The organism is Bacteroides eggerthii, assembly GCF_025146565.1.
Lineage (GTDB): Bacteria > Bacteroidota > Bacteroidia > Bacteroidales > Bacteroidaceae > Bacteroides > Bacteroides eggerthii.
Genome location: NZ_CP102258.1, coordinates 1,519,559 through 1,532,192, shown reverse-complemented (window position 1 = coordinate 1,532,192; position 12,634 = coordinate 1,519,559). Strand labels below are relative to the sequence as shown.

8 protein-coding genes are annotated in these 12,634 nt (G+C 45.5%); 3 read left to right on the top strand and 5 right to left on the bottom strand.

Features of this window, described 5'->3' with window-relative positions:
• The 3 genes from kduI (at position 1) to NQ546_RS06015 (ending at position 4,083) form a co-directional block, all read left to right on the top strand.
• Entirely contained in the window at positions 1-957 is a 957-nt protein-coding gene (gene kduI / locus NQ546_RS06025) for a 5-dehydro-4-deoxy-D-glucuronate isomerase (protein WP_004289143.1), read from the top strand.
• Positions 958-1,095: 138 nt separating this feature from the next.
• On the top strand, positions 1,096-2,538 hold the full coding sequence (locus NQ546_RS06020) for an MFS transporter (protein WP_004289142.1): 1,443 nt from the start codon (positions 1,096-1,098) through the stop codon (positions 2,536-2,538).
• Between the two features lie 186 nt (positions 2,539-2,724).
• A complete protein-coding gene (locus NQ546_RS06015; protein ID WP_004292408.1) occupies positions 2,725-4,083 on the top strand; it encodes a transposase in 1,359 nt (452 codons plus the stop codon).
• Positions 4,084-4,526: 443 nt separating this feature from the next.
• Here NQ546_RS06015 and NQ546_RS06010 read toward each other — a convergent pair whose 3' ends face one another.
• The 5 genes from NQ546_RS06010 to NQ546_RS05990 form a co-directional block, all read right to left on the bottom strand.
• Positions 4,527-7,967, bottom strand: a complete 3,441-nt coding sequence (locus tag NQ546_RS06010) for an AAA domain-containing protein (protein WP_004289141.1) — start codon at positions 7,965-7,967, stop codon at positions 4,527-4,529.
• On the bottom strand, positions 7,964-8,788 hold the full coding sequence (tatC, locus tag NQ546_RS06005; RefSeq protein WP_004289140.1) for a twin-arginine translocase subunit TatC: 825 nt from the start codon (positions 8,786-8,788) through the stop codon (positions 7,964-7,966). Before tatC ends, NQ546_RS06010 begins: the two co-directional genes overlap by 4 nt.
• A gap of 27 nt (positions 8,789-8,815) precedes the next feature.
• Positions 8,816-9,028, bottom strand: coding sequence for a Sec-independent protein translocase subunit TatA/TatB (locus NQ546_RS06000; protein WP_004293781.1), 213 nt, complete (start codon positions 9,026-9,028; stop codon positions 8,816-8,818).
• 135 nt (positions 9,029-9,163) lie between these two features.
• Positions 9,164-11,650, bottom strand: coding sequence for a bifunctional UDP-N-acetylmuramoyl-tripeptide:D-alanyl-D-alanine ligase/alanine racemase (locus NQ546_RS05995; protein ID WP_004289138.1), 2,487 nt, complete (start codon positions 11,648-11,650; stop codon positions 9,164-9,166).
• Complete coding sequence (locus tag NQ546_RS05990; RefSeq protein ID WP_004289137.1) at positions 11,626-12,615, bottom strand: GSCFA domain-containing protein; 990 nt, start codon at positions 12,613-12,615, stop codon at positions 11,626-11,628. Before NQ546_RS05990 ends, NQ546_RS05995 begins: the two co-directional genes overlap by 25 nt.
• Between the last annotated feature and the right edge of the window lie 19 nt (positions 12,616-12,634).

The following is a 12,634-nucleotide window of genomic DNA, read 5'->3' as shown; positions in this document are numbered from 1 at the left end:
ATGAAAAAATTAGCAATAGCCCTGATGTTGGGTACTGCCGCACTTACGGCTTCCGCCCAAGTAAATTACACAGTACAGACAGCTTGCCATCCGTCGGATGTAAAGCACTATGACACACAACGTCTTCGTAGCGCCTTTATGATGAGCAAGGTAATGGCACCGGATGAGATCAACGTGACTTACACTCTCTATGACCGCCTGATTTATGGAGGAGCAATGCCTGTAAACAAAGTATTGAAACTGGAAACATTCCGCGAATTGGGCCCGGAAATCACTTACTTCCTCGAACGTCGCGAATTGGGCGTAATCAATACCGGTGGCGATGGAGTGGTTACCGTAGACGGTAAAGAATACCCCATGAAGTATAAAGAAGCGCTTTATGTGGGTTGTGGCAATAAAGAAGTAACTTTCAAGAGTAACGATGCTGCCAACCCCGCTAAATTCTATATCAATTCGGCACCGGCTTACAAGCCTTACGTTACCCAGTTGATTACAACCGACGCCAAACTTCAGAAAGCTAATCCTAAGAAATATGCTTTAGGCATCTCCGACCACTACGGAAAAATGGAAGACAGCAACGACCGTATTGTAAACCAGCTGATTGTAAAAGACGTTTTGGAGAGAGTGAAAAATGGCGGTACAAACCAGTTGCAGATGGGACTCACCGAACTTGCTCCCGGTTCTGTATGGAACACGATGCCGGCTCATACTCACACACGTCGTATGGAAGCCTACTATTACTTCAACCTGCCTGCCGGCAATGCCATTTGCCACTTAATGGGCGAACCCCAAGAGGAACGCCTCGTTTGGCTGCACAATGAGCAAGCCATCACTTCTCCGGAATGGAGCATCCATGCAGCTGCAGGTACCAGCAACTATACCTTTATCTGGGGTATGGGAGGCGAAAACTTGAAATATAGCGATAAAGATGAAATAAAATACATAGATATGAAGTAATATCTATAAATAAAATAGGCATAGTTGCTTGCAACTATGCCTATTTTATCATTTTATCCATGATTTACATCAAATATTACCACCAACCTAACACAAAAACACGTATTTTTGCAACACATATAAATAAAATCTATTATCATGAGTACAATTCAGAACACACTGGGCAAGATGTCCAATTATCGTTGGACCATTTGCGCCATGTTATTCTTTGCGACAACAGTTAACTATCTCGACCGCCAAGTATTATCGCTTACTTGGGATGAGTTTATCAAACCCGAATTTCACTGGGACGAATCACATTACGGTACAATTACAGCAGTCTTTTCATTTGTATATGCAGCCTGTATGTTATTTGCAGGTCGTTTCGTGGATTGGCTGGGATCTAAAAAAGGATATTTATGGGCTATCGGCATCTGGTCTTTAGGTGCTTGTATGCACGCTCTTTGCGGTATTATCACAGAACACTTCGTAGGTCTGCACAGCGCGGCAGAATTAATGGGAGCCACAGGTGATGTCGTTGTCACGATTGCCACAATCAGTATGTACTGCTTCTTAGGAGCACGTTGCGTGCTCGCATTGGGAGAAGCAGGAAACTTCCCCGCCGCTATCAAGGTTACCGCAGAATACTTCCCCAAAAAGGACCGCGCCTACGCTACTTCTATTTTCAATGCAGGCGCTTCTATCGGAGCTCTGATTGCTCCGTTGTCCATACCTTTGCTGGCTAAAGCTTGGGGATGGGAAATGGCCTTTATCGTAATCGGCGGACTTGGTTTTATATGGATGGGCTTCTGGGTGTTTATGTACACAGCGCCTGCCAAGAGCAAACATGTAAACAAAGCCGAGTTGGAGTACATCGAGCAAGACAGCTATGAGGATGCAGCACAAACAACTCCCCAGACAGAAGAAAAGAAAATGAGCTTCCAGCAATGCTTCGGTTACAAGCAGACCTGGGCATTCGCTATCGGTAAATTCATGACTGACGGTGTATGGTGGTTCTTCCTTTTCTGGACACCTTCCTACCTGAACACTCAATTTGGAATCAAGACTTCTGACGGACTGGGCATAGCTTTGATTTTCACGCTGTATGCCATTACAATGCTTTCAATCTACGGTGGTAAGTTACCTTCTATCATCATCAAGAAAACAGGTTTAAATCCTTATGCAGCACGTATGCGTGCCATGTTGATTTTTGCTTTCTTCCCTCTGTTAGTATTGCTGGCTCAGCCTTTAGGCACTATTTCTCCATGGTTCCCGGTTATATTGATCGGTATCGGCGGGGCAGCTCATCAGTCATGGTCAGCCAATATATTCTCTACGGTAGGCGATATGTTCCCAAAGACTGCCATTGCAACGGTTACCGGTATAGGTGGCATGGCAGGCGGTATAGGTTGCATGGTATTGCAATACATTGCCGGTGAACTGTTCGTTTATGCAGGAGAAACCAATATGACATTTATGGGCTTTGAAGGAAAACCGGCAGGTTACTTCGTCATCTTCTGCGTGTGTGCTGTGGCATACCTGATTGGCTGGTGCATCATGAAAGCGCTGGTTCCGAAATATAAACCTATCGTACTGAACTGATACTAATAATAATGTATGGATACAAAAAAAGCTCTTTCTTAGGGACATTCATTAAATATTACAAAATCAGCCAACTAATTCATACACAAATTATTGCGAATTAGTTGGCTTTTTTGTATCTTTAGGTATTCCCCCGAAAATAAGGTTTGACGGCCAAAACGGGGGAAATATCCAAACTAATAAGATATGGCAAAGATAGTGAATATTTCAGAAATTCACCCTACTTTGGGTTTTACAGAATTTGATATTCTGGAAAAATACCGCAAGAGTTTTAATGAGAGTGAGCTTGGCAAGCTTCATTCAGTCTTTCCGTTTGAATGTATGGCAAAAGCCGCAGGCCTGTCGGCCCGGCGCCTGGGACGCAGGAACAGATTCAGTCCTTCCGCAAAGATCGCCCTTATGGTCCTGAAGGCATACACCGGATTCTCCGACAGGCAACTGGTGGAACATCTGAACGGGAACATACACTACCAGATTTTCTGTGGAATTATGATTCCCCCGTCCCTTCCCATAACCAACTTCAAGATAATCAGTGCCATCCGTAATGAGATAGCATCCCGCCTTGACATTGATTCTTTCCAGGAGCTCCTGGCTTCACACTGGAAACCTTATCTTGATAACCTTCACGTCTGCATGACCGATGCCACATGCTATGAAAGCCACATGCGTTTTCCTACGGACATGAAACTCCTTTGGGAAAGCCTCGAATGGCTCTACAGGCATATATGCCGGCATTGCAGGGAGCTGGGCATAAGGCGTCCGCGCAACAAATACAGGAATGTGGCGGAATCCTATCTGTCCTACTGCAAGAAAAGAAAGAGGAGAGCTTCAAGGACAAGAATGCTTAAGCGCCGTATGATCAAGCTTCTTGAAAAGCTCCTCAGTCAAAGGGATGGGATCCATAGCGAGTACGGTGCTTTACTCCGATATACCCAGGATTATCATAAGCGTCTTTCCATCATCAGAAAGGTGCTTGTACAAGAAAAGGAAATGTTTGAAGGGCGGAAAGTCAGTGACCGCATCGTCAGCATTGACCGTCATTATGTACGTCCCATCGTCAGAGGCAAGGAAACCAAGTCCGTCGAGTTTGGTGCAAAGGTCAATAATATACAGATAGACGGCATATCGTTCATAGAACACCTCTCGTTCAAGGCATTCAATGAGGGTATACGCTTGAAGGACTGTATCCGTATGCAGCAGAAGCTTATGAATGTAAGGGTAAGATGTGTGGCTGCCGATTCCATATATGCCAATAATGCCAACAGAAAGTTCTGTACAAAATATGGGATATCCACATCCTTTGTGCGCAAGGGAAGGGCGGCCAAAGATGAGCCTTTGAGGAAGGTGCTTAGAAGCGAACTCTCAAAAGAAAGGGCAACACGGCTTGAAGGAAGCTTCGGCACTCAAAAGCAACATTACTCGCTCTCAAGGATAAAGGCCGGAAACAGGAAGACGGAAATACTGTGGATTTTCTTTGGAATACATACGGCAAATGCCATACTGATGATAGAAAAAATCAGAAACAAAACAGCTAAAGCAGCATGATATGATTTTACTCACAGAATCAGAAGAGGTCATCAGACTTCTTCCGGAACGTCATGTCCTGTCGGATAGAATTATGTGAGAAAGCACGGAAAAATGGCAATAAGAATGGCATATGAAGTGGTCATGCCCTATCATCTTCATATGCCATCTTATTTTTTAGAGACATTTACTGAATATCCCTTCTTATGAAAGAGCTTTTTTTGTCCTCTTAACAACCTGAAGATTCCTTATCAAATCAATAAGAGAACAACCGTCAAGGCGAAAAAAAGGGAAGTCTCACGACTTCCACAATTCTTCTAACCTTAAATCTAAATCTCTATGAAAAAAACGTGTTGCAAATATAAGGCTTTATTACACACGTTGTTATTAATAAAGTATATAAAGAGAATGAAAATATTTAAGATTTATTAAACGAAGAACAGAACACAAGAACCGACCAACTTTTACAATCTACAATATTTCAGTAAGCGGGAATAAATCGGATTCTGCTCCAATAATTGAGGAACTCCGGTTATGAACATCTGCTTGCGGGCTCTGGTCAAAGCCACATTCAGTTTACGGTCAATCTGTATTCCATTCTCCTCTGTCAAATTAGCAAGCAATCTCAACTGATATGCCCTATTCACGCAAAAAGAATAGATGATAATATCACGTTCGCTTCCTTGAAAACGCTCCACCGTATCCACCAAGACATCATTCAAAGCCGGTATATCCAAAGCGGCGATTTCTTTCTTTATTAATGCTATCTGGCTGCGATAAGGGGTGATTATTCCCAAAGCGGAAGCCTTAAAACAGCCGTTGGCAGAGACATATTGCTGAAACACAGCTGCGGCTAACCGGGCAACAATCCTTGCTTCCGAATGATTCATCTTTACCGACTGCATAGGCGGTTCGGGAGTAGAGGGAAGAAAAGCGACACGACGCGTCAGCAAAGCGGCAAACTCATTGGTAGAAAGTTCGGGAGAGAGTTTGAGAGAACCAGTTTGATGTTCCAATCCCACCGGCTGCAACAAACCGCCATAAAAGGCATGGTTCGGAAAAGCAGCAACTTCCACATTCATGCGTCCCTGACGACAAAGGATATCAAGAGAACGGAGAGCAGAAAATGGAGAACCGGCAACCGATGATTGCGAATCTCCGGTCGAAGGTTGCAAACAGCAAGCCGAACGCTGTTTCATGGCATTGCGGTAAAGACGTTCAAAAAGGGAATCTTTCAAGTTACACAAACCAATCGTCCGCAAACCTTCGTCGTAGACTTCCGACTGCTCCGATGACTGAAGCACTACTGCCGGAAGCTGTTTATGATCTCCTATCAGAACAAACTTACCGATAGCATTTCCACCGGTAACACCGCGCATACAAAGTAACCCTAACAGTTGCGGTTCCAATATCTGTGTCGCCTCATCTATCAAAGCCACATCAAAAGTTTTCAACCGGAACAGTTCTGCTTTGGCAGACAGCGTAGCAACTGTTCCCACAAAAATACGGCAATGCGCCATACGTTCCTGCACTTCGCGACGTGTAGAACAAGTCTCCAATACATTCTCTATCAAGTACGGACGATAAGCCTCCTCGCATGAAAGCTCATTGCCTATACGTATAAAGTTAACTTCCGGAGTAATGGCCGTCAGCATCTTGCATATCTCGTCCACCGCCCGGTTGGTATATGAAAGCAAAAGAATCTCTTTCCCCTCCCGATAAAAAGCCTCCACCATCCCCCGCAAAGCACGAGAGGTTTTGCCTGTACCCGGCGGTCCTATCAGCAAAAAATAATCTTTAGCAGCCTGCGCCTTTAACGTAATACGTACAAAGTCATCGGTAGCAGCAGCTATGGCACCATCAAAAGCACTATCAAATTCCGGTTCACGCTGATTCAACAACAAGTCCCGACGGTCTTTCGTGGCAGACAGGAAAGCCGACAGTCCCGAATACATACTGCGAAAAGAAGTATCCATATAGTCATGCTCTATCGCGTAACGGCTATCCATTGGCAACACACTGATATTCTGCTGCGTTGCACGAAGCCTAATGCAAACATCGCAATCGGAAATATACTCGATATTTCCTTTAAACACCATTTTATTGGTAACATTATCTTCGTTTACGTTCCGTTCATACAGAACAATCGCGTCTCCTTGCCGGAAATTGGGCAAAGTATCAGCATCCGGATGCACACGTTCCAACACCAAATAAGGTTTATGGATATCCGCTGCATGATTCTGCCGTATCACCAAATCATATAAGATCTCCCCGTTCTCGCTTTTCTCCGCCAAAGTAGCAAGCCATAAAGCTGCTGCTCCGGCACGTCCCTCATACTCCACATCACCGGATTTCGAAGTATAGAGTTCTTTGGTTATAAAGTTATACAATGCATAGAAATACGACTGTTCCAACGCTGACAGCGCATTGATCCTCTGTGTCACAGCATCAATCGAAGGACACAAATAGCGTTTCCATAAAATGTTGTCAAGTTGCCGCTCATTCAAGGTTTCGGATTTAATATCTTGCAGGCGCTCCGCTGTATATTGAGGGCTATTACACAACTGGATACCATATTCGTTTGCCACAATACGATTTCTAACATCCATGACCCGACGCAACATAGCCCATGAAGGACGTGCAGGATAAAGCAACGGATAACGCGTATAGAGCAAATACGACTTCACACGACGGTGATCCCTTCCCATGGCATACTCCAATACCGCCTGATACAATAACATCTGCACCTTGTTATTCTCTTTCGGCTCTACCTTTCCCCGGATAGTATACTCATCCGCCTTACCCGATTTCATTTCGATGAAAGACGACATATCGCGCTGCATATAATCCAGACGTCCCTGCAAGCCCAATGCTTCGCATATATAGGACGGTTCTAACACAGCATCCGTTTTATCCAGTTCATAACCCGATTCCCGGAAAGTCTTTGTTACCGTTTGCCTGATATTATCAAAATGCCGTTTGCAGTCAGCAAAAAATTCACGTTCCTTTTCGTGGTCGCGCAAATCGGCACAGGCAGCCAATTCAATGGGATACGAACGGAATGCTTTTTTCATACACGCCAAATAGTCCGGTTCTCCCTCTGCATGAATCCATTCATCCAGAAAGAGATTGGCTATATTACCCAACAAAAGCGGACGGGTATTATCGGGCGTTTGCAATCTTGCCAACAGGTAATTTGCCGGATGATGCCCATACTCCCTGAAACATTCTGCCAACGAACTGATGTCGAGCAAATAATCCGGCTCCAAAATTATGAAAGAAGGCGTAAGCACACCCGATTCATCAATCGCCACATCCAGCAAATTAACTTGGGCATGCCGCCACAACAAACCGCAAGTTTCTGCAAATTCGTCATTTATTTGCGGCACATTATAGCGCACCCGTAACGGCTCGTCAGCCACAGTGTCTACGGGTAACACATACAGATAATTCTCATCGGCATACTGGAAACTGACACGCATGCGCCGTACACGTTCCTTTGCCACAGGAGCAGCAATATACGCAGCATCCGCATGCGGCAACAAGCGGTACAGCTCGGCCGGAACAGCTTCGCCCGTCAAACGTTTTACAAAAAAAGACAATGTTTTGGCATCGCGCAGCAGTTGCTCCCGCGAAGGTTCTGCCTGACGGTTCAAAACGGCATTGGAGGTAAGCCGGAAAGTATGCAAACGATTCTGCTCGGCGACAGTCAGTCCGAGCTTGGAAGATACAAAGTTGATACGGGCGGAAAGGTCGGTCATTTGCAGACTGCTGTCCGCCATTTGCGTACGGCACAAGTGCTCAAGCAGTTCACGCAACTGCCGGTAAGCCGATCTCAAGGAAAAGTCCTCTGCACAACAGGCTTCCAACAGTAAATCAAAATATTCCTTTATTTCCGAATTCATTCCTTTTCCGCCTCTGCCACTTCTTCAACCCCGTCAGTTTTCTTATCCTTAATCATCAGGATACTCATCTCATAAAGCATATAAAGCGGTACGGCAACTACGGTCAACGTAAACGGGTCGCCTGTGGGCGTTATAATGGCAGCGACAATGACAATGGCCACCACAGCATGACGCCGATAACTACGTAAGAGCGTCTTATGCACCAACCCCAGCAACGAGAGCAGCCACGTCACCAGCGGAAGCTCAAAAGCGAGTCCCATGCAAAGTACCAGCATCATAAAATTATCAATATACGAATTGAGGGAAATCTGATTCTCTATCGCCGCACTAAGCTGATAAGTGGAGAGAAAACGCAATGTCAGCGGATAGACCATGAAGTAGCCCAGCAACACTCCGACGAAAAACATCACCGTACCCAAACAGAGCGCTTTCTGCACTCCCCTGCGTTCACCGGGATAGAGTGCGGGCCTAATGAACCTCCATATTTCAAAAAACAAGTATGGCGCAGCCGTCACCACCGACATCCAAAAAGCCGTAGAGATATGGATGAAGAACGGTGCAGCCAAATTTATATTGATCAGTTTTATATGGAACTCCTGCGTAAAGAACTCATCGTGCAAATCAAATCTCTCACCGATATAACGCAACAGGTCATAGAATATGAAATCATCGTGGCATGGAGCAAGCACTACATTATCAAACAAGTAGGGCATTGCAATGAAGTAACCCACAGCCAATATGAACCACACGCCGAGAATACGGAACAATACCCGGCGCAGTTCGTCCAAATGATCCCAGAACGTTAATTCTTTATCTGACATGGTGAGGATATGCCAATGTGAGAATGATTATTTATCCACAGGTTTATCCACCTCTTCCTTTGCTTTGTTTATTTCGTCTTTAGCCTCATTCACACCCTCCTTGAAGCTCTTTACGCCTTTACCTAAGCCACGCATCAGTTCAGGAATTTTCTTGCCGCCAAACAACAGCAGAATAACCAGTGCGATGATAATCCACTCGGAACCGCTGGGCAAGAAGCCCAATAAGAGTAAGTTTGTCATAGTCATATCGGATTAAATTTGCTTGCAAAGATAATAAGATTTATGATTTATGATTTACGATTTGCAATTTATTCCGTTGGCATGCTCACATTATGCCGCGGATTACAGTTCACAAATCAGGCATCACACCCCCTTTCAATCCTGATAATATATTCTCTTAACACGTGTCGAGACACTTGTCAGCACCTCATACGGAATGGTTTCAAGCACATCGGAAAGAACGGTTATAGGCAGATGATCCCCGAAGATTTCCACACTGTCACCTTCCTTACAGTCAATATCCGTTACGTCGATCATGCAGACATCCATACAAATATTGCCTACATAGGGAGCGCGCTGCCCGTTCACCAGACAATAGGCGCGGCCGTTGCCCAAATGGCGATTCAGCCCGTCGGCATAACCGATAGGAATGGCTGCGATGCGCGAAGGGCGCACCAAATGTCCCTTGCGGCTATATCCCACCGTATCCTCTTCGGGCACATCACGTATCTGCAGAATGGTGGTCTTTAACGTACTGACATTATTCATAATGGAATTGTCTATCGGACTGATGCCATACAACCCGATTCCCAGCCGCACCATATCAAACTGCGCCCCCGGAAAACGTTCAATACCGGCAGAATTACATATATGGCGAAGTATCTTATATGGAAATGCCTCCTGCAACAGCATGGAAGCCTTTTCAAAAGTCTCTATCTGCTTACGCGTAAAGGCATCGAATTGCGGAGCATCACTCCCCACGAAATGCGAGAACACCGAACGGGGAATAACCGCGTTCTGCCCTTTCAGACGTTCTATGAGCCGGGGCATATCTTCCGGAGCAAACCCCAACCGGTGCATACCGGTATCCAGCTTCACATGGATAGGAAAATTGGTAATCCCCTCTTTCTCGGCTTCCTTAATCAATGCGTCCAGCAGGTGGAAGCTGTACACTTCCGGCTCCAGCTTATAATCGAACATCGTCTTGAAAGCGGTCATTTCCGGATTCATAATGATGACGCTTGCCGTAATGCCGGCTTTACGCAGGTCCGAACCTTCATCTGCCACGGCAACAGCCAGATAATCCACATGATGCTCCTGCAAAGTTTTGGCTATCTCATACGATCCGGCACCATAGGCGGAAGCCTTCACCATACACACCATTTTGGTTTCGGGTTTCAGTTTACTGCGATAATAATTCAGATTGGCAATCATCGCACCAAGATTCACCTCCAATATCGTTTCGTGAACCTTTCTCTCCAAAACCTCCGTCAATGCATCGAAACCAAACTTACGCGCGCCCTTAATCAGGATTATTTCATTCTCCAGCGACAGTTCACCTTTTCCAATGGCATCAATCAGCGCAGCCGTATCAGGATAAAAAGCTTTCTCGATATTAAATCGTGAGGCACATGAGGAGATTTCATTTCCCACACCAATAACACGTTCTATTCCCCTGCTGTTCACCAACTGTGCCACCTGGCGATAAAGAGTAGGAGTATTCTGCCCGGTTTCCAATATATCCGAAAGAATAAGTGTCCTCTTCAGTCCCTTGCTCTGTGAGCGACGATACAGAAAATCGAGCGCTATGTCCAAAGAACCGAGATCCGAATTATAACTATCGTTTATCAGCAAGCAACCATTTTTACCCTCTTTCACTTCCAGACGCATTGCCACCGGCTCCAATTTTGCCATACGCTCCGTTATCTGCCCGGCAGGAAGCATCAGATACAGGCAGGCTGCCAAACAGTTCAACGAGTTCTCGATAGAAGCATCATCTATGAACGGCAATGTAAATGTGTTGTCCATATCCAAATAACGATAGGAAATTACGGTAGAGTTCTCCTGCTTTTCCACCTTGTTGATATACAAGGGGCGCTCCATATCTCTCCTGCTCCATGCTATTTCGCGGGCCGAAAAGATGGATTTACTTACACAATTACTGATAAACTCGTCATCACCATTATAAATCACGACATCACAATCCTTAAAAAGCGCCAGTTTTTCCATGCACTTCTCCTGCAAAGAGAAAAAATTCTCCTGATGTGCGCCGCCTATATTGGTTAGAATTCCGATGGTCGGCTTGATGATATTTTGCAAAGCGCGCATTTCTCCCGGCTCCGAGATTCCCGCCTCCAAAATGGCAAGTTCTGTTTGCTCGTTCATCTGCCATACAGACAAAGGCACACCTATCTGCGAGTTGTAACTGCGGGGTGAACGGGTGATAACACGTTCCGGACTCAGCAACTGGTGCAGCCATTCTTTCACAACTGTCTTTCCGTTGCTGCCGGTAATACCGATAACAGGAATCTGGAACCGGTCACGATGTTGTTCCGCCAGCTTCTGCAATGCTTTCAACGGACTTGGCACAACCAATAAGTTGAGATCCGGAAGTGGAGAGCCAAGCGCTTCCGCTTCTTTAAGCCCTTCTTCACTAACGACAAAGTTGCGGACACCGCGCGCATACAGATCGCGGATATAACGGGCTCCGTCATTCCGTTTGGTTGCCAAAGCAAAAAACAATGTTTCTTCAGGGAAACTCAAGGAGCGACTGTCCGTAAGTAACCAGTCAATCGTAGCGGACAACTCTCCTATCCGCCGCGCACCAATGATTTGAGCTATATTTTCAATCGTATATGACATAATTCTCTTTCTTTTTGAAAATCTAAGTACGGGTATTTTCCGTTAAGTCGGTCTATTTTTAACACAATTTGTCCTAAAAAACGCTTATACTCCTCAGAGCCGGGATGAAAGGGCTTGTGTGCCAATGCCCTACGTATATTTTCACTTTCTTCTATGATCTGTAACGTCTCCGGCGAAAAACAGGCGGACGAGAAGCGCTCCCACACATACTGCACAGCCACTTCGGAAGGATGCACCATATCTTCAGCGTAGAAGCGGTAATCCCGCAATTCATCCAAAACCAATTCATAGGCGGGAAAATAGAATACATTCTCCGGAAAAGCAGCTTGCAGCCGGTCCACCGCCAACAGCAGCGTAGCCTTGCTGAGTTGATTGGCATGCAACCCGTCGCGCACGTGACGGATAGGACTGACTGTGAAAATCACTTTCAAGTCAAGATTCCGCGCCAACAATCCGGAAAGCAATGAAGTATAGTCCAATACTATTTCATCAACCTCCAACCGCCTGCGGGTAAATTCTTTCTCCGGTTGCTTGTGGCAGTTGCCCACAATGCGTCCCGTATGCTTCTGTTCGTACACCCATGCTGTGCCGAAAGTCAACAATAAGCAATCCGCATTAAAAACAGTATTGTGAGCCGAGGCAATCCGTTCATTGATAATGCGTAATGTTTCTTCTACCGATGAGGACGAAAAATCCCCATGATGCATCGGGCTGTGCCAACATTCACGAAAGAAGAACAAATCGTCTTGAGCATATCTCTTTCCTTCAACGATTTCCCGTAAAGCGGCAGAGATAGAAAGCGGATTATACAGCACTCCGTATGGATTGACATCACAGCGGAACTTGGCATTGGTGAGCCTCATGCCGATGTGTGTGGCAAAGCAAGAGCCGAACAACATCAGTCGGTCGGCATGCGTCAACTGCGGCAAACTTCCGGGAATTTCCACAGGGGTATAAAAATTCATAAGCAAACCGGTATTAAAT

What these genes read in the sequence shown, in the direction of transcription:
- kduI (WP_004289143.1), top strand. Translation starts at nt 1, where the DNA reads ATGAAAAAATTAGCAATAGCCCTGATGTTGGGTACTGCCGCACTTACG.
- NQ546_RS06020 (WP_004289142.1), top strand. Translation starts at nt 1,096, where the DNA reads ATGAGTACAATTCAGAACACACTGGGCAAGATGTCCAATTATCGTTGG.
- NQ546_RS06015 (WP_004292408.1), top strand. Translation starts at nt 2,725, where the DNA reads ATGGCAAAGATAGTGAATATTTCAGAAATTCACCCTACTTTGGGTTTT.
- NQ546_RS06010 (WP_004289141.1), bottom strand. Translation starts at nt 7,967, where the DNA reads ATGAATTCGGAAATAAAGGAATATTTTGATTTACTGTTGGAAGCCTGT.
- tatC (WP_004289140.1), bottom strand. Translation starts at nt 8,788, where the DNA reads ATGTCAGATAAAGAATTAACGTTCTGGGATCATTTGGACGAACTGCGC.
- NQ546_RS06000 (WP_004293781.1), bottom strand. Translation starts at nt 9,028, where the DNA reads ATGACAAACTTACTCTTATTGGGCTTCTTGCCCAGCGGTTCCGAGTGG.
- NQ546_RS05995 (WP_004289138.1), bottom strand. Translation starts at nt 11,650, where the DNA reads ATGTCATATACGATTGAAAATATAGCTCAAATCATTGGTGCGCGGCGG.
- NQ546_RS05990 (WP_004289137.1), bottom strand. Translation starts at nt 12,615, where the DNA reads ATGAATTTTTATACCCCTGTGGAAATTCCCGGAAGTTTGCCGCAGTTG.